Here is a 22,690-nt window from a genome sequence, read left to right on the forward strand (position 1 = left end):
GCGGGGTTTGGGGGGGGGGGGGGGGGGTTCCGCCGCGGCCCGGGGGGGTGTGTTTGGGGGGGGGCCCCCCCCGGGGGGCCTCGACACGGGCCCCGGGGGGGGGGGGGGGGTCCCCCCCGCCCGCCCTTTCTCGTGGCCCCTACTGCTGGGGCGGGGCCGGGGGAGCCTGCGGAGGCTGCTGCGGCTGCTGTCCCGGCTGCGGCTGCGGCTGTGACGAGGGCTGGGGCTGGGGCTGCGGCTGTCCGGCCTGCGGGTCGCCCGGCTGCTGCGGCGCCCCCGGATACGGCTGCGGCTGGCCCTGCTGATGCGGGTACGGCTGCTGCGCGGGGGCGTACGGCTGACCGGCGGCCGGGGCGTACGGCTGACCGGGGGCTGGGGGATACGGCTGACCGGGAGCCTGGGGGTACGGCTGGCCCGGGGCCTGCGGATACGGCTGCCCGGCGCCGTACGGCTGTTCCGGCATGGGCCGGCCCGGCACAGGCTGGCCGGGCATGGGCTGGCCCGGCATCGGCGCTCCCGGCACGGACGCTCCCGGCATGGGCGGGGCGGCCACCGGCGGCGGGTTGCCGTCGCTCGTCCACAGCCCGTGCGCCTGCTGGTGGCGGGTGAAGTCCTCGGCGACCATCGCGGCGAGGTTGAAGTACGCCTCGCGCGTCTTCGGCCGCATCATGTCGAGATCCACCTCGGCGCCGGCGGCGAGATGCTCGTCGAAGGGCACGACGATGACGCCGCGGGTGCGGGTCTCGAAGTGCGCCACGATGTCCTCGACCTTGATCATCTTGCCGGTCTCGCGGACCCCGGAGATCACGGTGAGGGAGCGGGAGACCAGGTCGGCGTACCCGTGCGCGGACAGCCAGTCCAGCGTCGTACTGGCGCTGCTCGCGCCGTCCACGGACGGCGTGGAGATGATGATGAGCTGGTCGGCGAGGTCGAGCACCCCGCGCATGGCGCTGTACAGCAGACCGGTGCCCGAGTCGGTCAGGATGACCGGGTACTGCCGGCCGAGCACATCGATCGCACGCCGGTAGTCCTCGTCGTTGAACGTGGTCGAGACGGCCGGGTCCACGTCGTTGGCGATGATCTCCAGACCGGAGGGCGCCTGGGAGGTGAACCGCCGGATGTCCATGTACGAGTTGAGGTACGGGATGGCCTGGACGAGGTCACGGATGGTGGCCCCGGTCTCCCGGCGCACCCGCCGCCCGAGCGTACCGGCGTCCGGGTTGGCGTCGATGGCGAGGATCTTGTCCTGCCGCTCGGTGGCGAGGGTGGAGCCGAGGGCGGTGGTGGTCGTGGTCTTCCCGACACCGCCCTTGAGGCTGATGACCGCGATCCGGTAGCAGGACAGCACCGGCGTACGGATCAGCTCCAGCTTGCGCTGCCGCTCGGCCTCCTCCCTCTTGCCGCCGAGCTTGAACCGGCCGCCCGCCGCCGCGGGCCGCCCGCTCTTCGCCTTCTGCTTCTTGTTGTTGAGCAGCCGGTCGGAGGAGAGCTCCACGGCGGCGGTGTAACCGAGCGGCGCGGCACCGGGGTTGGTCGGCTGCCGCTGATCGTGCTGAAGGGGCTGCGGCCACGCGGCACCGGAGCGGGGGTCGACCGGGGCGTGCGGGGCCTGCGGGGCACCGGGGGCACTGTCCGGGTTCTGAGGCGGCTGCGGGAAGCCGTAACCGCCCGGCTGGGCCTGCGGGTTCGGATTCCCCGGCTGCGGGAAACCGTAGCCGCCCGCCTGGGCGGGGGAGTTGGGCACGCCCTGCTGCGGGAAGCCGTAACCGCTGGGCGGGGTAGGGCCGTTGGGGTGCGGCTGGGGCGCCGGGGGTTGCGGGAAACCGTAACCGGCGGGCTGGGCCGGGGAGTTGGGAGCGCCGGGCACCGGGGCGCCGGGCTGGGGGAATCCGTAGCCGTTCGGAGGCGGGGTGGGGCCGGAAGCGGGGCTGTGGGGAGCCGGCTGCGCGCCGGGCGTGCCCGGCTGCCCCGGTTGGCCGGTGGGGTTGGCCTGGCCGGCGTGGTTCGGCTGGTTCCACCCGGAGGGCGCGGGCTGCGGGGCCTGCGGCTGGAACGGCGGCTGCTGCCCGGGCATGCCGGCGGGGCCCTGGCTGCCGGTCGGCTGCGGCTGCTGGCCGGGCATCGGGCCGGGCTGCTGCGGGGCGGCGGCCGGCTGCTGCCCGGGCTGTGCGGGCCACTGGGCGGCGGCGGCCGGGGCGGCGGGCTGGTACGAGGGCGGCAGCGGGGGCAGCCCGTTCTGCGGCGCGGACGGCGTCCAACCAGGCTGGGCACCCTGCGGGGCCGGGGGAGCGGGCGGGACGGCGCCGTAGGGGGCGGTGGGGGCGGGCTGAGCCGCGTGGGGCTGGGCGCCGGGGTGGGCGGCGTCCGGCTGCGGGAAGGCGTATCCGCCGGGCTGCCCGGGGGCGGGCTGAGCCGCGTGGGGCTGCGGGGCACCTGATGCCGGGTCACCGGGACGGGCGGCGTCGGCGTGCGGGGCCGCGCTGTCCGACGCACCGCTGTCCGACGCACCGCTGTCCGCGGCACCGTCACCCGGTGATGTGCTGTCTTCCGCCGCACCGGGCTGGGGCACACCGCCCGGGGCGGTCACGCCCGCTGCCCCGGCGTCCGAGGGCTTCGGCGCATCGGACTGTGCCGAGCCGGCGGAGCCCCCCGACAGGGCGGGACGCACGGTGTCGGCCGCGCCTCCGTCAGTCTGGCCCTCCTCGGTGCCCCCCGTCTGGGGGGCACCCTCCCCGGTACCGCCCCGCTCGGCGACGCTCTCTTCCGTCTCTTCCGTCGCGGTCGTCTCGTCGTCGTCGGTTGCCTCGGAAGCGGAACCCTCCGAAACGACGGCCTCCGCCACCGAGCCGTCCTGCGCAGCCTCGCCACCGGACTCCTCGGAGCCGTCCTCGTCACCGGACTTCCCGGCGCGTTGGGCGTCGCCCTCAACAGCGACGGACCCCTCGGCAGCCACGGTCCCGTCGGCAGCCACGGTCCCGTCGGCGCCGGAGGCACCGAGAGAACCCTGCGAACCGCCGGCACCTTCCGCACCGGCGGAGCCCTCGACACGACCGGAACCCTCCGCACCTGCGGAGTCCTCGGCACCGCCGGAACCCTCCGAACCGGCGGAGCCCTCATTCCCGGCCTCGGCCGGCTCCCCGGCGGCACCGGCGCGCTCGGCGATCTCCGCCATCTGCCGCTTCAGGGCGACGGCGGAGAACCTCATGGTCGCCCCGCTCTCCAGATCCCCGTTGTCCGTCTCAGGCTCGACCGCACCGGAAGCGGCCGGCGGCTCCGGCTGGACAGGCTGGGCCTGCTGCGGCTCGAAGCCCTCGGGCAGCGGCATCGGAACGGGGTCACCAGTTGGCGGCGCGGGGTGCGCGGGCCCGGCCGGGGGAGCGTACGCAGTCCCCTGGGGCGGAGTGAACGACGCGCCCTGCGCCGGACCGTACGGAGCGCCCTGCGCCGGACCGTACGAAGCCCCCTGCGCCGGAATGAACGGAGTCCCCTGCGGTGGCGTACTCACCGGCGGGGTGGCCACCGGCGGAGTGGCCGGCGGAGGCGGCGTCGGACCCGGAACCGGCGTGCCCGTGGGGAACGGCAGCCCAGGAGCCGCCGGAGCGCCCGAGTCACCGACAGCAGCGGACCCGGTGGACCCGGCGAAACCGCCGGCACCGCCCGTTCCGCCCGTGCCCCCGGCACCCGTACCGCCCGCTCCCGAGGCGTTCTGCGTGTACCAGGCGGGGGGAGCGTAGTCGATGGTGAACTCGCCGGTGGTCTCGACGGCCTCCGCGTCGGGCTGGTCATCGCCGGGTGTGCCCCAGCCCCCGCGCATCCCGTCCCGATCGCTGCTCACAGTTCCTCCTGGTGTGGTCGAGCACCCTCATGCCGTGCCGGGGCGACCATGTCGTGTCGTACCGAGTCGTCCGTAGTCGTTCGGGGGTGGTCCGCAGCACCGGCTCTCCCCCCGGGACACCGACGCCGGTTCACGGGTCCTGCCATCGCGCCCGCTCCCAGCCTAATCACCAGGAGCCACACCTCGGCAGGCCCGCCCGCCTCTCCGTGCCCGTGCACCAGGTCACGGCACGCGCACAGACGTCCGTCCGCGCCGCGCGGCCGCGTACAACGCCCTGAACAAAAGGGACGGAAAAGGGTAGTTCAGTCCATTCGCCGGGGTGTGCCCAACAACCCGACCTCGGCGTCGGTGGGTTGCGTCAGCACGTACTGCCGGTCACGGTCGGTACACCACAGGGTGACGCCGTCGGGCAGCCCCGGCAGCGATTCCACCTCGGTCCGCGACAGCCCCATCGTGCGCCCCAGTTCGGCGGCCTCGTCCGGTGAGACCCGCTGGATGCCGGCGAGCCGCGCCTGCCGCAGAAGCCGGGGAGCGACGGGGCTGAGATACGGCAGCAGGGTCAGTACGGACTGCCAGGGACCGGACACCACCCGGCCGCGCGGGGGCCGCATCCCGCAGTCCCGCACCACCAGCACCGGCGTACCGGCGGAGGCACCCTGCGGCGGCACCCGCCCGACGTCGTACACGGACAACCCGTTCTGTCCGCCGCCCATGGCATGCACCATCTGCATCCAGGCCTGCGGCCGCCCGGTCTCCACCGCGACCCGGGCACCGGTGGCGGCGGAGCGCAGTGCCATGACCTGCGCGGTCCACAGGCCGCCGATGAGCACGATGTCGTACGGCGTGGGGCGGTTCACCCCGAGGATGGCGGGCTGTCCCTCGTTGTTGACGCCGACCACCACGCCGTCGTCACCGATGGGCAGGTTCAGCGCGTCCAGCTGCTCCACGGGCAGGGTGTGCCGGGGGTGACGGGGACCGAGCAGGCCGAAGCCGGTGCGCAGCCGCTCGCCGAGGCCCGGACCGGACGGGGTGGGCGAGGTCGTCGTGGTCATCAGCGGGCACCTCCGAGCGGCAGGGTGGCCAGAACGCCGGGGAGTTGTTCACGGTCCAGGCGCGCCAGCCCGGTGCGTGCCTGCTGTGCCGCACGCTCCAGATCGCGCCGCGCGTCGGTCAGTTCCTGCTTGCTGCGGCCGGTGATCCGCACATGGCCGGTGACGGTCACGTCCTGCTGCGCGCCCTTGGCCAGCGTCAGGCTGAAGGTCGTCGCGAGCGCGGGCACCGCGGTCAGCTGTGCCACCAGCTGGGCCAGCGAGCCGCCGGAGCCGCCGAGCTGGGGCCAGCGCCGCACCCAGTAGGTGGTGTGCCGGCGGTTGTCGCAGCGCCAGCTGCGACTTGACTCCTCGGTCCGTCGCTGCGGCGCTTCGCCCCGCCCGGCCTGGGCGGTCACCATCGGGTTGGCACACGCGGAGGTGGCGATGGCGGCGGTCAGCTCCTCCTCGGTGAGCACGTTCGCCCGGAACCCGGCGCCGGTCAGCCGGCTCGACAGATGTTCGGCCGAGCGGGCCAGGCACTTCTGCGCCCCCAGCAGCCCGTCGCCGCGCGCGGCCACCGCCTCCGGGCACAGCTCGGGGTCGAGCTTCAGCGCGATCCAGGTGATGCGGACCGCGGGGGAGCCGGTCTGAGCCTGCAGCGGCGCGTAGTTGCTGACGACGACGGACTGCTGAGGCAGGTGCAGCGCGGGCGCGGGCTGGGTGTGCACCACGATCTGCGCCGACTCCAACCGGATGCCGTCGACTTCGAGGACGTCCCGGACGAGTGCCATCGGCAGCGGTCGCCTCCCGTGCTCCGCGCGGAGCGCGTCGACGTCCGACTCCACCTGGAGCACCGCGGTCAGGAAGCCGCCGTCGCCCACCATGCCGATCGGCCGCTGATCGCGGTCGTCACCGCGGTTGAAGCTGAACGTGCGCAGGGTCGGGTCGCACTCCACGGCGGGCGCGAGACCGGAGTCGGTCCCCGGCGGCACCGGAGTGCCGGCGGCCCGCCGTATGCGGGCCCGCATGGCCAGCAGGGTGCCGAGCCATTCCGGCAGGGAGCGTCCCCGGCGCCGTACGACGGCGAGCACCACGAGCACCAGGGAGACGGGGGCGACGGCGATCAGCGCGACCGTACCGATGAGCCAACCGCACAGGGCGAGGGCGCCCGCGATCTCCAGCAGCACCAGCCGCTGCACCGCGAACGAACCACCGCGGCCCGACCGGGACTCCAGACGCGGGGCGAAGGCGCCCTGGTAGGGCGTGGGCGCCTGCTGGGCACCGCCCCGCCCGGAGGAAGAGCCGTGGGCACCCGACCGGCGCGCGCCACCCGGTCGTGACCCCGATTGCGATCGCGACCGGGCCCGCGTTGCGGAAGCCATCACTTCAAAACCCCCGAACTCTCCCGAAATCCCTTGCGCTCCGGTCCCTTCGAGCCCTGAGCACCCTACCCGTGCCACCAGCACGTCCTCGCAACAGGCATAGTAGGGGCCGGGTCTGACAGTCGAGGCACCAGAGGAAAACCGAGGACGGGGGACGGATCTTCACGGGTCCCCCACGGCTCCGCAACGGGGAGAGAGCGGACACAGATGGCATCACGGCGGGACGAACTCAACGCCTACACCTTCGCGAAGCGCCGCACGCTCGCGTCCTTCCTGCAGCCTTCCCCCTCCGGCTCGGAGGAGGGCGCTCCCAAGCCGCTGGGCGCACTGGTCCCCGGCGTCGCCGTCGGTGTGGTGATCCTCGCGGTGTTCGGTGCGATCGGCATGTTCAGCCCGACGGCACCCAAGGGCTGGGACACCCCCGAGGAACACGTCATCGTCGCCAGCAAGTCGACCACCCGGTACGTCGTTCTCAAGACGGGCAGGCAGAAGCAGCTCCACCCCGTCCTCAACATGGCCTCCGCCAAGTTGCTCCTGGACCCCAGCAAGGCCAGCGTCATCACCGTCGACGAGAAGATCCTGGACAGCGGCAAGCCTCCGCACGGCGCCACCATCGGCATCCCGTACGCGCCCGACCGCCTGCCCTCCCCGGACGAGGCCGAGGCCGCCAAGCGCTGGGCGGTCTGCGAGCGTCCCGCCGACGGCGGCCGGGCCATCCAGAAGGCGGCGTTCGTCCTCGCGAAGAAGGAGTGGTCCAAGACGGAGGGGCCCGACCGGCTCACCCGCGGCGACCTGATGTACGTCGTCGGCCCGGACGGCAAGACCCAGTACGTCGTCGACGCGCGGGGCACGGCGTACAAGCTCGCCGACCCGGGCGACAAGGAACTCCTCAAAGCCCTCGACACCCGCGGCCGTGCCCCGCAGCGCGTCTCCCAGGAATGGCTCGACACCCTCCGCAAGGGCGACCCGATCGAAATCCCGCCGATCAAGGGCACACCCGGCGCGAAGGCCGACGCCGGGATCATGCCCGCGCAGTACGACAAGGTCGGCGAGGTCATCAAGGCCTACGACGGACAGGTGTTGCGCTACTACGTCGTCCTGCGGGGCACAGTGGCCCGCATCTCCGAGTTCACCGCCACGCTCCTGCTCAACAGCGGTCAGCTCGTCGGCGTCGGCCAGGCCGGTGAGGCGCAGCAGGTCAGCCCCGGCGCGGTCGCCGACAGCACGGCCTTCGACGACGACAAGGACTGGCCGACGTACAAGCCGAGGACGGTGAACGACGGCTCCAGCGCCACCAGCGGCCGCAACACGGTCTGCAACGTGCTGCGGTCGGTCGGCCCGAAGGGAACGACGACCCTGTCCACCTGGGTCGGCAAGGACTTCCCCGCGCAGCTGCCCACGGGTTCCTCCAGCGCCTACGTCACCGCCGGTTCCGGTCAGCTCTACCGTCAGTTCCAGGGCACGGAGACCACGGCCGGCGGCGTCTTCCTGGTCACCGACACGGGCCTGCGCTACGCCCTGCAGTCCAACAGCGACAGCGCCACCGACGACAAGGGCATCGGCACCTCCGCCAAGAAGCGCAAGGAGGAACTGGCCGAGGCGAAGATCGCCCAGACCCGCCTCGGTTACGAGAAGCTGACGCCCACGCCCGTCCCGCTCACGTGGTCGACGTTCCTGCCGACGGGCCCGCGCCTGTCGGAGGCGGCGGCACGGCAGCCGCAGGGTTCGTAGCGGCGCGCGGAGGAGAACGGACTCATGCTGAAGGCAAGGACGCCGGGAGCCGCGACCCGAGCGGTGGTCGTGGCCGCCTCCGTGGCCCTCACCGCCACGACCACGGTGCTCGCCCTGCCCGCTTCCCCGGCCCGGGCGGACGACGGTCAGTGCACGTTCCCGTCGAAGCCGTACGCGGGCCGGCCGTGGGCGCTGCAGCGCGTCAACCTGGACGAGCTGTGGGCGCGGTCCACGGGCAAGGGCGTCCAGGTGGCCGTGATCGACACCGGTGTGGACGTCAAGAACCCGCAGCTCACCAAGGCCGTTGACGTGTCCAGGGGCAAGAACCTGCTGCCCGACAAGAACCGCAAGGGCGAGAAGATAGACCGCGGCAACAAGTCGGGCACCACCGACACGGTCGGCCACGGCACGCGCGTGGCGGGCATCATCGCGGCCCGCCCGGCGAAGGGCACGGGCTTCGTGGGGCTGGCCCCGGACGCCACGATCATCCCGATCAAGCAGAACGACGCCGAGGGCGACGGCACGGCCGACTCACTGGCCCAGGCCATCACCTACGCGGTCCAGGCGGGCGCCGACGTCATCAACATCTCCCAGGACACGGCCGAGGCGCTCGACCCGAAGACCACGAAGCTGAAGGACGCCGTCGACTACGCCCTCAACCGGAAGGTCGTCGTCGTGGCCTCCGCCGGCAACGACGGCCTGGGCGGCAACGTCAAGGTCACGTACCCCGCGTCGTACGAAGGCGTCCTGGCGGTGGCGGCCTCCGACCGCAACAACGAACGCGCCGCGTTCTCACAGTCGGGAGACTTCGTGGGGGTCGCGGCTCCCGGCGTCGACATGATCTCCACGGTCCCGGGCAACGGCCACTGCTCGGACAACGGTACGAGCTTCTCGGCGCCCTATGTCGCCGGCGTGGCAGCCCTGTTGAAGTCCAAGTACCCCGGCTGGACGGCCCAGCAGGTCGTCGCCCAGATCGAACAGACCGCGGAACGCTCGATCCCCGGACGTGACCGGCTGGTGGGCTGGGGCGTGGTGGACCCCGTGAAGGCACTCACGGAGGTGGACCCGGCGCACCCCGTCGAGTCCCCGAAACCCGAGAACGGCGTGGCCAGGGGAGAGGCCCCGTCGGTCACCCCCCTGCACTTCGGCGAGACGGCCGAGGAACGCGACAACCGCCTGGCCACGTACACGGTCGTGGGAGGCCTGGTGCTGGTGGCGGGCCTGACGGGCACGGCGGTGGCGATCCGGGACGCGCGGCGCAGACGCGGTGGCCGTCCGCGCACCTCCTGACGGCGGCTCTCCGGCGCCGTCGGTGACGGAGCCATGGTGCGGCGGCGGTGCCTCGGGGACACCGCCGCCGGACGTCGTACCGCCTTGTTCGCTGTGAAGACGCCCGCGTCAGTTCGCCGGCGGGGAGGCCTTGTCGTCGGCCTTGAAATCGAAGTTGATCTGGTTCCCCTTCACGGAGGAGACCGTCACCGTCACGCCCAGCGTGCTGCCGTCGTCGGCAGTGAGCGTGCAACGGGTGGTGGTGCCGACCTTCCCCGCGAGGTCCTCCGGACAGGTGATGTCCGGCTTCGGCCGACCCGTCTGGGCCGCGAGCTTCTCGGACACCGTGTCGGCCAGCTTGCCGGCGGAGATCTTCGGCTCGGACTTCTCCACGGTGACCGACCCCGAACAGCCGACAAGCAGCACACCGGCGGCCACAGCCGAAAGACTCCATGCTGCTGCGGACGTGCTGACTATCGCCATGGGGGCTCCATTCCGGGTATCAGGACGAGAGAACGCCCGAAGCATACTGGCACTCAGGAAGCTTCATAAATCCTCCATCCCGCGTACGTGTCCCTTCACTTGGCCTACCGGAAATCCTCACCGGGAATCAAACGCGCGGTCGAGGACATCGCAAAGGTAATTGAGCTTGGGCAGGACGTCTTCTTCCCGGAGCCGGCCCTTGGTCCAGGTGATGAGTTCGCCCCTGTCGAATCGGAGCGGGCTTTCGGCATCCGCCGCGCGGAGCACGGAACGCGGCACGGCGTTCGGAGCGGTGACCGAGAAGACGGCGTAGTACGACGTCTTCGTGAGGGAGCGCCCGGGACCCGCCGACTGGACGGTCCGCGCGTCGCGGTACTCGAAGCAGCGAACAGTACGGCCGCGATGCCGGCCCTCGACGCAGTCCCAGACGCTCAGTCCCGACGACACGTCAGGAAAGGGTGAAGCGCCCTCGTAACGGTCGGCGCCACCAGCGACGCGCGCCCGGTACGTCCATCCCCGCCGCTGCGCGAGGGCGACGAGGGCGGAGACCTCCTCGTCATCGCGGGAGTCCTCCTGTGCGTCGGACCAGCTGGCCCAGACGATGCCACCGAAAGCGCCACCGAAGAGAACGAGGACACCGGCGGCGGCCATGAGAAAGTAACGACGCGGTATTTCGCGGTCGTTGACGATGACCACGTCTCGTTGCTTCGTCGGATGCGGCAGGTCGTCGAAGTTCATCGTTGAGTTCGCCTTCTGATGCTCGTAGGCGCCGATGCTACACTTCGCGCGCCGATCATTAAGTGCGTCAATGAGCACTGTTTCGGCAGGAGTTGATGAAGGGGAGGGCAGCCATGGCTGATCCTGATCTGGGTGCGGATTCACAGACCCTCAAAAGGGGCGCCAAAGACGTTGTCGAGGCCCTACGCCCCACCGAGGGGTTCGATTTGGAGGAGTCGGCGGGACGCAGTTCGTCCTTCGGGCATTCGTCCGCGTCCTCGTCATTCGTCGCGTTCTGCGCGACCTGGCAGGCGGGCGCACAGATCCTCAGTGGCAGCACGGCCCGGCGCGCGACCGGGCTGATCTCGGCATCGGTCACCTTGACGGACACGGACGGGCAGGTCCGGGACGCGGCCAACTCCGTCAAAACGAACCAGGGCACGTGAGGCAGGAGCGGGGAAGCAGTGGCAGCCGCACTCGGGTCTACGAAGGACCCCAAGGAGCTCATTCCCGGTGACGTACACGCGCTGACCGAGCTCGCGGACACCATGCAGCACTGGTCGGACAAGTTCGACAAGGTCGGGTCCAATCTGCGGGACGTGAAGGTCCCCGGCTGGCACGGAGAGGCCAGCGACGCGTTCTGGAAGAGCCTGAACGGCGAGAAGGGCAACTGGTACATCGCCTCCGACCACATGGCAGGTGCGGCCGGCGCCATAAAGTCGTACACCAGCATGCTCCACTGGGCACAGGGGCAGGCGGCCGACGCGATCGAGAAGTGGGACAAGGGCGACCACGCGGGAGCGCAGCAGGTGCTCAGCACCGCACGCACCCAGCTGGAGCACGAGGCCGGAACGTTGTCGTCCAAGCTGGAGAAGCTGTCCGGCGGAGCCAAGGACAGCCCGAGCTGGCTGACCCAGGCCCGGCAGCTCGCCAAGGAACTCGGGCTCGGTCAGACCACCATCAAAGAAGACGAACTGTGGCAGTACGGGAACAACCCGGCTGACAAGCGGAAGCGGCAATGGGGCTACCAGGATCCGAACGCCACGTCGGAAGATCCCAACGCGCCGAAGAAGGTCAGCTGGTCGGTGAAGATCGCCGAGTTCAGCGGCGGTGCCAATGTCTGGTCCGCGGATGCCAAGGGCGAGACCACGGTGGGCGGCGTCAAGCTGTCCGGCAACGCGGGCGTCTCGCTGCTCGGCTATGACGCCTCCGCGGTCGCCGGCATCACCGACGGAAACCTGGAGCTGAAGGGGACGGCCAGCGCATACCTCGCCAAGGCCGAGGTCGGCGGCAAGGCCGAGTACGGCATTCTCGGCCTCCAGGCCCAGGGCAGCGCCCTGGCGGGTGCCAACGCCGAAGTGAAGGGCACCATCGGCAAGGACGGCCTGCACGGGGGCGCGGAGGCTTTCGCCGGCGCGAAGGCCGAGGGGTCGGCCGCCGCGGACGTGGGCGGTGTCGGTGCCGGTGTGACCGGCGAGGCGTGGGCCGGCGCGGGGGCCTCGGCCAGCGTTGACGTGGGCAAGGGCGACGACGGCAAGTACCACGTCGGCGGCGAGGTCGGTGTCGGACTCGGGCTCGGTGGGAAGGTGGGCTTCCAGGTCACCGTCGATCCGGACGAGGTCGTCGACACCGTCGGTGACGCCGCTGACGCGATCGGCGATGCTGCGGGCTCGGCGTACGACCACACCCTCGGCAAGTGGTTCTAGGCTTGCGATGAGGCTCAGCAAGGAAGTGGGTTCACGATGACGGGCACGCTGCCGGTCAAGATCTCGTTCTCGTTGCCGGACGGCTGGCGGTCGGCGCCGCCGGACGAGGTCGGGGCGCCCGACGCGGCCTTCGTCGCGCTGCACCCCGCCTCCATCGACGGGTTCACAGCGAACATCACCATCGCCGGCGGGATGCGCAACGACAGCGCCACCATGCGCCAGATCGCCGACGAGTCGGTACGGCGGCTCGGGCAGGCCGGCAGCGTGGAGGTCACCAAGCAGGAAGAGGTGGGGACCCCCGACATCCCGGGGCTGACCGACTCACCGGGCGTCGTCCAGAACCTGCGCCTGTCGACCACCCTGCACGGAGCACCGCTCGAACTGGTGCAGAGCCAGGTCTACCTCGGCCTGGAGGATGTGAACCGTCCGTCACAGCGGGCCGTGATCGAGCTGGTGCTCACGGCGAAGCCGGAACAGCTGGCGGCGGTGCTGGACGACTTCAAGCAGTTCGTCCGTTCGGTCCGGGCGGACGAAGCCGCCTGATGCCCGGGTCGGCGGTCTCAGACCGCCGACCAGACCTGCGGCGGGATCCGGTCCAGCACGTCGCACAGGTAGCCGAGCCGCTCGTCGAAGTCCTGCGGGCTCAGCCGGCCGCGGCGCCAGGTGAGCAGCTCGCCGTTGTGCAGCCGGATCGGGGAGTCCTGCACCGCCTGTGGCCGCGCGGTCAGGAAGGGCACCACGTCGCCCGCCAGAGCGTCACGGGCGAACGACTCGTCGTCCGTGATCACCCGGAACGCCTCGTCGAACTCCGGCACGCCGAGCTGCACCACACGGCCACGCTGTGTCACCCCGTCGAGCGCCTGCGGCCGTCGCACCACCAGCTCAGGCCCGGGGCCCGGCGCCACGACCGCGAACACCGTCCAGAAGACGGGCTGGTTCCGTCCCGGGCCGTCGTGGACGTTGAGAGTGCCGGTCACATACTCGAAGCAACGGAATCCGCGCCCCCGGAACTCCCCGGTGACGTAGTGCTCCGCTCGCAGGTTGTGTCCCCTGTCGGGCAGCGGCGCCACGCCGCAGAGCCCGTCGATCAGCCCGTACGTGGCTTGCTGGTAGCCGTAGCCGCGTTCCTGCGCGAGCCGGATCGCCGCGGCTCTCTCCTGCACGCCGCGCGCCCGGTTCCGCTGGGCGCGCACCATCATGGTGATGACGAGGGCGAAGATCCCTCCCACGACCAGGATCATGAGCACGGGCATCAATACGGTCATGGGACGCGATTATGTCTGATGACGCGCACGCGGGCCGGGCGCCGGCGCCGACCGTTCCGCGGTGGGCGGTTCGCCCCGTGTGACCGATGGCTCATGACCTCTCTGCCGCGCTGGCCTCGCGCTGGAGTTCCGTACCGCGAAGACACAGGCGAAACGTGGTCGTCACGAGCGAGCCCGTGCCGGATGACGTCTTTCGAGTGGATACGTCAGAGAGCGGCATCGATACCGCGTAAAGGTTTGATGCAGATCGCATGAGAGTGACGCGCTCGCGCCTTCAGGTGTGCTCATCGTTGGTCGACGGAGGGGCGGCACACGACTGCGTCGCCGTGCGCATTCGCTCGTTACAGACCGGCAATTCCGGCGAAGAGTGCCACCTGGGCCGGTGGCGATGCGCAGTCAACACCCCTGCGCTGTTGGACCGGTTGGACGGGTTGACTAGAGTGGTAAACGCGTTGTGAGACGCGGCTCGCTTTGCGATCGTACGGCGAGCGGTTGGTCGGCCCTCGCTCCGGAGGAGCCGATGAATGTACGGGGAAACGGGGAGGAGCGTCGTGCTTCCGTCAGACATGGTGGGGGGCGTGTCGGCGACCAGGGCGGCGAACCTGGAGGCCAGTGGTGAGGCACTGGACAAGTTCGTGGGGCAGGTGGACTCGGTGCTCCGTGCTCTGGAGGAGTCCGCGGGCAATCCCACGAAGGTCGGTGCACAGGGGATCAGGGCCACGTCGCTGACGTCGGGTGGGGAGAGCGAGTTCCCCGAGGCGCATGGTCTGTACAAGCAGTACACGAGGGTTCATCACGAACTGACGACCCTGTCCAAGAGCTTGCATCTGCAGATCGAGGCTATCGGCATCGCGGTCACCGGTGCGCGCAACGGCTTCGACAATCTCGAAGAGGAACAGCGGCAGCGGTTCTGGGCGATCCAGGCGGAGATCAAGAAACTTCAGCCCAAGGTGGACGACAAGCAGCACGCCAGCAGCGGCACCAAGACGAAGGCGTGACGATGACGGACAAGCAGCACAAGGACGATCTGCATCGCGTCTCTCAGCAGAACTCCGTGACGGACATCGTCCGCGGTATCGAGGACGGACCACGCGGCGGCTTCCTCAACGGCATGGTGCGGTCCGTGGTCGAAACCACGCCCTTCGGGCGGGCCGTCGCCGCCAGGACGGACTTCGACAAGCGCGACCTCGACCTGAACCAGATGATCGATCTGGTCGAGCAGACCGACCCGGCGGATCTCGAATCGTCCGGCAAGGCGCTTTGGGACGCGCGCGACGCCATCAAGAAGGCCGCCGACGATCTCAAGGCCCACATCGACAAGGTCCCCTGGGTGGGAGTGTCGGGCGACCAGTTCCGCACGTGGGGCGACAACCTCGTCACCAACACCCACCATTTGAGCGAGTTCGCCGGGGCGGCGGGCGACCAGATCACCGCTGCTGCTGTGGGCCTCGCGGCCGTACGGGGTGGCATGCCGGCCCGTGACACCAGGGCGAACCCGAAGCGGCCCGACAAGTTCACCGATGCCGAGAAGGCGGCGAACAAGACGGAGTACGACCACGCAGTCCGGGTGGAGAAGGATCGTCAAGAGGCGATCAACCAGATGAATCGGTTGGCGTCCTACTACGCGGTCTCGGAAGAGGTGCTGTCGGCGCTGCCCGCCAAGGACAAGACACCGAACTTCACTTCGGTGCCCGATGTGGGCGTGCCTCATCCGCGGCCAGACGGCTCATATGGGGCTGACCGTCCGACGACCGGTACGGGCTCGCATACGGGTACCAGCGCTGCACTTGCCGTCGGTCATCACACAACTGCGGCGGGGACGGACAACGTCGCCCACCACGTCATCGGCGACACCACCCCGCCCCACGTCCCGACGACGAACAATAGCCACACGGTCCCGCTTCCTGAGGAACCACCCGTCGGCACGAACATCGACAGCACCGGCACGCTGCCTCCGCCTACGACCACGCACACGACGGGCTCCACCCCGCCTGTCCCGGGCACGCCCCCGACAACCGGCGGTCAGCCCGATCCGGCGGGTGGCGCCGGCTACCAGGTACCGCTGCCCAAGACGTCCGGCCGAAGCCCGAGTGGTTCGGCTGGGTACCGTACCCCTCCTTTTGCTCAGGGACGTGCGGGTACGGCCGGGCTGACCAACCCCCAGAGTCCCGGACGCACCACAGCACAAGGACCCACCAACCAGATGGGGCGTGCCCTGCCGGTGGGACAGCCCGACGGCAGGGGTACTGCGTCCCCGATGGGCCGTGCGGTCACAGGTGGTACGCCGCGGCCCGGCGGCACGGCCGCACCCCGGGGGAACACCACTCCGGCCACCGGCGCCGGCCGTTCCAATGGGGTCGTCGGGGGGCGCCCCACGGCCACGGGCAGTCCGGCCAAGGGCGGGGCGAGGATTCCCCGTGGCACGGTCATCGGGGCTGAGGGACAGGCCAAATCGCAGTCCACGGCGGGTCGACCCGGTCAGCGTGGCGTCTTCGGAGCGCCGGAGTCCGCAGCGCGGCCCGCTGCGAAGCCGACTGGCTCTTCCATGTCTCGTACCGGTGCCGGCACGCCCGAGGCTGTCACCGGCAGGCCGACCGGGCGGAACTCTGCCGCGGGTGCCGAGCGGAACGGTATGACGCGTGGTGGTTCCGGTCTCGTACGCGGCGCCGGCCGTAAGGGCAAGCCCGAGGACGCGGACGAAGAGACACAGTTGCCCGACAAGCCCCGGCGTGATGTGCCGCCGGCGGCGAACTGACCGCGAGCGAGGACACGGAAGACGATGAAGTCAGGGATGAGCCGACGAGCCGAGCGGACGACGCTCCACGGGACGCGCAGCGGTAGACGAGTGCGTGCTGTGGGCGCGGTCGTCGGCGCCCTGGTGGCCGCGACCGTGGGGTTTGCGCCTGGTGCTGTTGCGGACGATGTGCAGTCGAAGCAGTGGTACTTGGGTCCGATGCAGGCTGAGCAGATGTGGAAGGTCAGCACGGGTAAGGGGGTGAAGGTCGCTGTCATTGACAGCGGCGTGAACGCGAATACTCCGTCGCTGAAGGGTCAGGTCCTGACCGATGAGACTCCGAAGTCGGTGGCGTACCGCGCGACAGTCGACTACGAGGGCCACGGGACGACCATGGCGGAGTTGATTGCCGGCACGGGAGCCGGTGGCAGTCTGAAGGGTCTGGCACCGGGTGCGAAGATCGTTCCCTATCGGATCGAGCTCGACGACCTCAAGGGTGGGGCGGAAGAGAAGAAGAAGACCCCCGAAGCCGCAGAGGCGATCAGAGCGGCGGCTGACACCGACGCGAAGATCATCAGCATGTCGTTCGGTAATATGGCGCCGTTCCCTGAGGTGGAAGAGGCCATCAAGTACGCGGCCTCGAAGGGCAAGTTGCTGATCGCCGCGGTCGGCAATGAGGGTCGGACGTCAGGGGACAACATCGGCTACCCAGCCGCCTTCCCGTACGTGATAGGCATCGCGTCGGTCGACAAGTCCCTCACGGTCTCGAAGTTCTCCTCGTCCGGTAACTATGTGGACCTCTCGGCTCCGGGCCAGGGCTTTCCGGGATGGTGCGACACCAACTTCCGTTCCTACTGCGACGATGTGAACGGTACGAGTTCCGCAGCCGCGATCGCCTCGGGTGCTGCCGCGCTGATCTGGTCCGCACACCCTGACTGGACGGTGAACCAGGTTGCCCGCGCTCTGATCGACACGGCCGGCCGTACCTGGGCGAAGAATGACCCGAGCAAGTACGCCGGCTATGGGCTCATTCGCCCCCGTCTCGTCCTTGCGAACCGGAACTACGACGCGGGTCCGGCCAACGTGGACCCGCTCGCGGCGGAGAACGGCGGCGACCTGCTGGCCAAGTCCGCGGCGTCCTCCACGTCCTCCTCCCCGTCCCCGTCCGCCCCTTCCTCTTCCGCATCAACCCCGTCACAAGCCCCGGAAAGGGGTTCTACCGGCGGGACTTCGGCGGCAGGATCAAGCACGGAGTCGTCGAACGACAACACCACCCTCTGGGTCGTACTCGGCGCCGCGGCCGCCGTCGTCGTGGTCGGCGGTGGGGGCCTGGCCGTCGCGCGGGCGCGGCGTGCCAGGTGATGTCGTCAGCCGTCTGTAGCCCTGTGCTCTTCGGATAGGGCGCGCAGTACGCGCCCGCCGCCGTACTGCACGGTGCGGTGGTGGGCCGAGACAGTTGGACCAACGAGACAGACAGAGAAAGGGCTGAGATGGCCGAGAACAAGCAGAAGCTCGAAGATGCCGCAGTAATCCACCTGCAGAAGCAGATGCTGGAGAAGTACGACGGCATCCGGAAGCGGGTGCACGGGCTGCAGGGCGTCATCGACGGCCTGGAGGGCCAGTGGCACGGTATCGGTCGTGCCGCCTTCGACTCGAAGCAGTACGAGATCAACCAGTCGCTCCAGGCCATCGGCGGCATCCTCGGTGACGTCATCGAGGCCATGACCGCGACCCGCAACATCAAGGACAGCAAGGAAGACGAGGTTCGCGCGGCGGTCAACAAGATCGACGTGCGGGACGGCGCTCCCACCGTGTCTCCGCTCAGCTCCTACTGACCGAGCGGCACCCAGGACTTCGGCCGGGCACCCCGGCGCATCCACCGGATACACATCAGCGAGACGAGGTAACAGGTATGGCCAACAACGCTGACGGCCTGTCAGTCACTTATGACGGGCTCGACGTCGCGGCGACCAAGATCGGCAACGAGGCGAGTCAGCTGGAGCAGGACCTGCAGGAGCTGCGCCGACTGGTCGTGAGCAGCCTGCAGTACTGGGAGGGCCAGGCCCAGGACACCTTCCACGAGAAGCTGAACCGCTGGGACAAGGAAGCGAACGACATCCACCAGGCGCTGAGCGGCATCGGCCACGTCGTCGCCCAGTCCGGCGGCACGTACATGGAAGGCGACAAGAAGGCGGCCAGCTACTTCCGCTAGGCCGACGCTCGCAGGAGCGACGAAGCAACCGCAGGGTGGGCGCGCGCGGGAGGCGCCCACCCTGCGGTTGTGTCCGAGCCGTCGAGCCTATGCAGAAGGAGATGCCAGGGGGAGAAGCCAGAGGGATGAGCGGGAAACGTGCGCGCGCCAGGCATTGGGCCGGGAACCACCCAGGGGAGTCGGTAGATGGGTTGCGCACGATCGCCACCAGGCTCGGTCCGGGCGGCTCCGCTCGCGCGCTCGCCCCAGACCCCGCTTCACATTGCCCGCACCATCGACGGTGACCGTACCGTGGTGCTCGGCAGCCCTCTGCAGTGGTCAACCGCAGCGCTTCATGGCCAAGGCCGACTCGCCACGGTAACGCCTCGGATCTTGGCTGCTCTCTACCGTAGAACGCGCTGGGTTCGGTGAGCAGGCGGGGTACCCGCATTCCATATGCCCGTGCTTTCGTGTCCGTCGCCCTCACTGTGCACGGCGGCCCGCTGACCAAGGGGCCGATCCGGGCGATCGTCATGGCGTCGGCGAGAACACTCTCCGTGGCGCACGGGAGAACCTGACCCACGTGGGGCTCAGCGTGTCGGCGCAGTGTTGATTGGCGCGGACGCCCCGGCTTCCTTGCTCCGGAAGACGGGAGCGGGCACCGGCAGCGTCGACAGCCACGTCCCGCTGGGTGACGTGATCAGCGCGCGGCCCAACGCCCGCCTTACTTACCCGCAACCGGGTAGACACTGCCGAAGCAGGAGGAGCTGCTGGCCGCCCTCCGTTGCTGATCCGGCGATGCCTGTCTCATGACTCGGCCCGTCGACCTCAACTTGCCACGGGTGTGGCCGGCCGCGCGTCCCCGCGACGCCGCGTGCCTGATGGAAGCGGCGGCTCCCGTACGAGGGCGGGAGGCATACGGTATGTTCGCCTTGCTCAAGGGTGGGATGCGGTGCACTGCTGTGAGGTCGACACCGCGTCGGTGAAGTCAGTGATGGTTCTCTCCATGGCGGTCGCGTCGACTGTGCCACGCTCCTTCCGGATTACGGTGAAGAGCTCGTGTCCTTCCTTCTGTAGTTCGCCGCATGAGACATGCCCGACTGCCAGCGACTCAGAGATGATGTAATTCTGTGTCTCTTTCTTGATTTTGTCGGACCGCATTCCGTAGGTGCTGTAGGCGACATTCATGAGCCTGGTCCCTGACTGCCGTTGATCGATGATGCTCGTGACGGCAACCTGCCTGTCGACCACCAGTCGGCAACGGACGAAGCCGGAAGGTCCGCTTTTCACGGATGTGATCTTGCTCCCCGCCGGGAGGAGCGGTTCAAGAGCCGCGGGAGACACAGCAGTTCCGCACAGCGACGATGGGACGGCGTAATCCCGTTTCTCCTGCGATCCTCCGGACGAGCAGGCCGCCAGAGCCATACCGGCGGCCAAGACGAGGGCGGCGCCGGCCAAGGGGGAATAGGGGCGTGTACGCGGCATGGTTGAATTCCTGGCTAGGGGATTTCCGTTTGAAGGTCATCGGCCATGTGACGCCCGTTCGTGGATGCGTCGTCGAAGCCGTCCTTGGTTGCATCCAGCGCCCATCCGCCGACCTGGTCGGCGTACGGGGAGTCATGCGCCTTGGCCGCCTCGATGGCGGCCCGCTGCGCCAGGGCGGTGTTCCGTTCGAGACTGTCCTCCCAGAGCCGACCGGAGTCGAGCCCGCTGTCCTCCAGATCGCTCCCCTCGACACCGTCGAACAATTCACCGAGCACGACGCCGCTGATGGTGCTGGCGGTACCACCAACCGCAGCACCCACTGGTGGCGACGCGAAGAAACTGGTTCCCACACCGATACCGGTGCCAACGACACCGTTTGCGACGTTCTGCCACTGAGAGACAGCGTGGTTGTAAGCGTCATCCCTCTCTTTCGCGGGACCAAGGACGGCCTCTTGACGCCCAATGGCCAGAGAACCGCCGATCTCCGCCGACGTCCGGGAGATCTGCTTGACGGTGTCCTCCACACTCGCGTGGTACCGATGGTCCGCCGGCAGGTCTGGATTCAGGTGATAGTCCATGAGGTTAGCCATGTAGGCCTTCTGGCCGACCTCCACTGCCGAGTAGCCCTCGGGATTCTGTCCGACGGCGATCAGGAAGCGGGACACGTCTGCGTGGTCCATCTCGGCCGATGCACCGGAGACGGGGAAAAGCCTCTCGATCTGCTGCCACTGTTCAGAGTCCGGATCCGACTTCACGTCGGTCGTGGCACGGTTGATGTCCGGGAGATACTCCGACGCCATCTGCCCGATGCTGTCTGACATGTAACCGTGATCGGTCAGACGGCCGGGGTCGTCGCTGATGGACTTGACCACGCTCGCCATCAGTTTGGCCTGCTGATCGTTGTGCGCGGGGGTGTCTGCGGTCGGCAACTCGCCCGCCGGGTGCCCGGTGGTGGCTGCCTCCAAGGCCATCGCCAGGTTGTTCTGCCCCGGGTGGATGTCGTCGCCCTTGAGGTTGGCCTCCTTGGGCCACTCCCGGTCCTCGAAGAGGTACGTGAAGTTGGAGACCGCCTGCTTTCGGTCTCCCCCCTCGGGCAGAAAATCTTCGTTGAAGAAGTCCGTGGCCGCGTCCGGGTTGTTGGACAAAGCCTTCAGGTAGCCGCTCAGCGGGTCCGAGCCGCTGTCGTCGCCCATGCGGTTGAGCCGTGGGTCGATCGCGATCCCCGTATGCCGCCAGGCCATGTTCGGATGCTCGCCATCGCCCGTGAGCTTGCGCTCGGTGGCCATGAGAGCGGTGCCGTAGCTCCTGAGAAACCGGTCGTCGTAGTTGCCTGCCCGCATGAGGTTGCTCATGACTTGGAAACCCATGGGGCCTGTCTGTCCGCCGATGGGATGGTCGCCGAGGGTGATCATCTTGCTCTTCCACTCGGTCATGGTCGTCGAGTCGCTCTGCGAGGCACTGGCGAGCGTGAGACTGAGGTTGCGCTGCAGGTCGTCGTACTGGTCGACCCGTTCCTGTCCGAATTGCGCGGTCTTGTGTGGGCTGTTGATCCCAGCCCAGAATTCGAGCGTCTTCTCCGGCCCGAGGCCGGTGGCGAACCGCTCGGCGAACAGCGGATCGTCGGCGTACTTCTTCAGTCCCTCGTTGAGCTTGTCGAACTCGGATGGCGTCAGTTTCTCCGGATTCTTCTTGGCGAGGGCGGCCAACTCATCGGCTTCCTTGAGGGCGGCGTCGGCCGAGTCGCGGTCCTTGTAGGTCGCGTCCGAGAAGCCGTATTCGGTCTGGTCGACGAGAGCCATGAGCACTGTTTTCGCCGAGGTGTCGCTCTCGGTTGCCTTGCTGAGGATCTTCTCGACCTCGTCCCGGAGGGCCGTGACGTCGTGCTCGTCGTGCTCTGGCGGTGTGTACCCGGACGCGGCACGTTCAGGGTGGACATTCATGGTCACTGTGAATGTTCCGTTGCCGGTGTCCATCACCGTCAGGTTCTTCTTCAGCCCTCGCTCAAGTGCCGCGTTGAGCTGCTTCTGGTAACCCTTCAGCTCTCCCGCAGTGTCACTCAGAATGTAGTGGACAGTCTGCGCCTGACTGTGGGCATCCTGGAACTCACCGGCGGTCTTTCCGATGAATTCCTTGGTGACCTGGCTGTTCTCGCCGGCCCAATCGGCCTTGTTCGCGGCCTGGTGCAGACCCTTCTCGGCGTGCTCCGCCAGATCCTTCAGATTCCGGACGATATGTCCCCAGTCCTCGACGGCGTCGTCGAGCAGCTTGAAGTTGGCGAAGCGTAGAGCGTCAAGATCCATGAGTCGGCGTCCCCGCTATGCGTCGAGATCATTTCTTCTTCGGCGAGTCTGACGAGCCATAGACCGGATTGTGATCCCCTGGACGCCCGACATGCTCGTCGAAGCCGGCGTCCAGGGTGTCGATGCTGCTCATCTGTCGTTGGATGTACGCATCGTCGCCTGCGTGGATCTTCTTGGTCACCTGCATGTGATTGGAGATCTGGGCGCACGCGTCCAGCAGTGAGTTCAGCTGTGTTTCCCACTTGTTCGACACGTGCTGGAGCCCCGTGCCGAGGGCGAAGCCCTGCTTCGTGAGGTCGCTCGCTGCCGAGTCAGCGCTGGTGTTCGACAGCCGGGCCTTGTCCCAGAGCTGGTTGTACAGAGTGTGGGCCTGGCTGCCGATCTTCGTCAGGTCGTGTTGAGTGACCTTCAGATCACCGGTCTGGCTGGGGACCCCTGCCGAGCCGCCACCAGGGTCGGACGGCAGCTGGTTGAGCTGCATGTGCGTCGTCGGCTCACCCTGCCGGCGCGTCAGCGCCTCCGCCTTGAGCTGATCCCATTCATCCCATGCCATGGAACTTC

19 protein-coding genes are annotated in these 22,690 nt (G+C 69.0%); 10 read left to right on the forward strand and 9 right to left on the reverse strand.

The window, feature by feature from the left end:
* Positions 1 to 139: 139 nt before the first annotated feature.
* The 3 genes from ACH4LD_RS29265 to eccE all read right to left on the reverse strand — a co-directional run bounded on the left by ACH4LD_RS29265 (position 140) and on the right by eccE (position 6,248).
* The gene (locus ACH4LD_RS29265) at positions 140 to 3,814 is read right to left on the reverse strand and encodes an SCO5717 family growth-regulating ATPase (protein ID WP_398057221.1); all 3,675 of its coding nucleotides are present in this window, start codon (positions 3,812 to 3,814) and stop codon (positions 140 to 142) included.
* Positions 3,815 to 4,137: 323 nt separating this feature from the next.
* Positions 4,138 to 4,887, reverse strand: coding sequence for a hypothetical protein (locus ACH4LD_RS29270; RefSeq protein WP_132788758.1), 750 nt, complete (start codon positions 4,885 to 4,887; stop codon positions 4,138 to 4,140).
* Complete coding sequence (gene eccE, locus ACH4LD_RS29275; RefSeq protein ID WP_398057088.1) at positions 4,887 to 6,248, reverse strand: type VII secretion protein EccE; 1,362 nt, start codon at positions 6,246 to 6,248, stop codon at positions 4,887 to 4,889. The genes ACH4LD_RS29270 and eccE overlap by 1 nt, the downstream gene beginning before the upstream one ends.
* 207 nt (positions 6,249 to 6,455) lie before the next feature.
* Between eccE and eccB the strand changes: the two genes are divergently transcribed.
* Entirely contained in the window at positions 6,456 to 7,979 is a 1,524-nt protein-coding gene (eccB, locus tag ACH4LD_RS29280; RefSeq protein ID WP_398057087.1) for a type VII secretion protein EccB, read from the forward strand.
* Between the two features lie 24 nt (positions 7,980 to 8,003).
* On the forward strand, positions 8,004 to 9,269 hold the full coding sequence (gene mycP, locus ACH4LD_RS29285) for a type VII secretion-associated serine protease mycosin (protein ID WP_398057086.1): 1,266 nt from the start codon (positions 8,004 to 8,006) through the stop codon (positions 9,267 to 9,269).
* A gap of 108 nt (positions 9,270 to 9,377) precedes the next feature.
* Here mycP and ACH4LD_RS29290 read toward each other — a convergent pair whose 3' ends face one another.
* Positions 9,378 to 9,731 carry a DUF4333 domain-containing protein gene (locus ACH4LD_RS29290; RefSeq protein ID WP_398057085.1) on the reverse strand — a complete coding sequence of 118 codons (354 nt, stop codon included), beginning with the start codon at positions 9,729 to 9,731 and terminating at the stop codon, positions 9,378 to 9,380.
* Positions 9,732 to 9,848: 117 nt separating this feature from the next.
* Complete coding sequence (locus ACH4LD_RS29295; protein ID WP_398057084.1) at positions 9,849 to 10,469, reverse strand: hypothetical protein; 621 nt, start codon at positions 10,467 to 10,469, stop codon at positions 9,849 to 9,851.
* A gap of 113 nt (positions 10,470 to 10,582) precedes the next feature.
* Here ACH4LD_RS29295 and ACH4LD_RS29300 point away from each other — a divergent pair, with 113 nt between their 5' ends.
* From ACH4LD_RS29300 to ACH4LD_RS29310, 3 genes are read left to right on the forward strand one after another with little or no spacing between them, the layout of a single operon-like run.
* Positions 10,583 to 10,894: a hypothetical protein gene (locus tag ACH4LD_RS29300; protein ID WP_398057083.1), complete on the forward strand. Its 312-nt coding sequence runs from the start codon at positions 10,583 to 10,585 to the stop codon at positions 10,892 to 10,894.
* A gap of 18 nt (positions 10,895 to 10,912) precedes the next feature.
* A complete protein-coding gene (locus tag ACH4LD_RS29305; RefSeq protein ID WP_398057082.1) occupies positions 10,913 to 12,154 on the forward strand; it encodes a putative T7SS-secreted protein in 1,242 nt (413 codons plus the stop codon).
* A 36-nt stretch (positions 12,155 to 12,190) separates the two neighbouring features.
* Positions 12,191 to 12,697 (forward strand): hypothetical protein, encoded by a 507-nt coding sequence (locus ACH4LD_RS29310; RefSeq protein WP_398057081.1) that lies wholly within the window; start codon positions 12,191 to 12,193, stop codon positions 12,695 to 12,697.
* Positions 12,698 to 12,714: 17 nt separating this feature from the next.
* Here the strand turns inward: ACH4LD_RS29310 and ACH4LD_RS29315 are convergent, their stop codons facing one another.
* The gene (locus tag ACH4LD_RS29315) at positions 12,715 to 13,419 is read right to left on the reverse strand and encodes a hypothetical protein (RefSeq protein ID WP_398057080.1); all 705 of its coding nucleotides are present in this window, start codon (positions 13,417 to 13,419) and stop codon (positions 12,715 to 12,717) included.
* Between the two features lie 578 nt (positions 13,420 to 13,997).
* Here ACH4LD_RS29315 and ACH4LD_RS29320 point away from each other — a divergent pair.
* From ACH4LD_RS29320 to ACH4LD_RS29340, 5 genes are all read left to right on the forward strand, one after another.
* On the forward strand, positions 13,998 to 14,417 hold the full coding sequence (locus tag ACH4LD_RS29320; protein WP_398057079.1) for a hypothetical protein: 420 nt from the start codon (positions 13,998 to 14,000) through the stop codon (positions 14,415 to 14,417).
* Positions 14,418 to 14,419: 2 nt separating this feature from the next.
* On the forward strand, positions 14,420 to 16,174 hold the full coding sequence (locus ACH4LD_RS29325; protein WP_398057078.1) for a hypothetical protein: 1,755 nt from the start codon (positions 14,420 to 14,422) through the stop codon (positions 16,172 to 16,174).
* Between the two features lie 90 nt (positions 16,175 to 16,264).
* Positions 16,265 to 17,515: a S8 family serine peptidase gene (locus ACH4LD_RS29330; RefSeq protein ID WP_398057077.1), complete on the forward strand. Its 1,251-nt coding sequence runs from the start codon at positions 16,265 to 16,267 to the stop codon at positions 17,513 to 17,515.
* 128 nt (positions 17,516 to 17,643) lie between these two features.
* Entirely contained in the window at positions 17,644 to 17,988 is a 345-nt protein-coding gene (locus tag ACH4LD_RS29335) for a WXG100 family type VII secretion target (RefSeq protein ID WP_030657588.1), read from the forward strand.
* A gap of 77 nt (positions 17,989 to 18,065) precedes the next feature.
* The gene (locus tag ACH4LD_RS29340) at positions 18,066 to 18,365 is read left to right on the forward strand and encodes a WXG100 family type VII secretion target (RefSeq protein WP_103811079.1); all 300 of its coding nucleotides are present in this window, start codon (positions 18,066 to 18,068) and stop codon (positions 18,363 to 18,365) included.
* Between the two features lie 915 nt (positions 18,366 to 19,280).
* On the opposite strand, the gene ACH4LD_RS29345 is transcribed toward ACH4LD_RS29340, so the two are convergent.
* Genes ACH4LD_RS29345 through ACH4LD_RS29355 form a run of 3 tightly spaced genes read right to left on the reverse strand, consistent with a single transcriptional unit; the run spans position 19,281 to position 22,682 of the window.
* Positions 19,281 to 19,829, reverse strand: a complete 549-nt coding sequence (locus ACH4LD_RS29345; protein ID WP_398057076.1) for a hypothetical protein — start codon at positions 19,827 to 19,829, stop codon at positions 19,281 to 19,283.
* A gap of 14 nt (positions 19,830 to 19,843) precedes the next feature.
* Positions 19,844 to 22,129: a DUF6571 family protein gene (locus ACH4LD_RS29350; RefSeq protein WP_398057075.1), complete on the reverse strand. Its 2,286-nt coding sequence runs from the start codon at positions 22,127 to 22,129 to the stop codon at positions 19,844 to 19,846.
* 28 nt (positions 22,130 to 22,157) lie between these two features.
* Positions 22,158 to 22,682 carry a hypothetical protein gene (locus ACH4LD_RS29355; RefSeq protein ID WP_398057074.1) on the reverse strand — a complete coding sequence of 175 codons (525 nt, stop codon included), beginning with the start codon at positions 22,680 to 22,682 and terminating at the stop codon, positions 22,158 to 22,160.
* Between the last annotated feature and the right edge of the window lie 8 nt (positions 22,683 to 22,690).

The sequence above is a fragment of the Streptomyces sp. NPDC017676 genome (assembly GCF_044329325.1).
GTDB lineage: Bacteria > Actinomycetota > Actinomycetes > Streptomycetales > Streptomycetaceae > Streptomyces.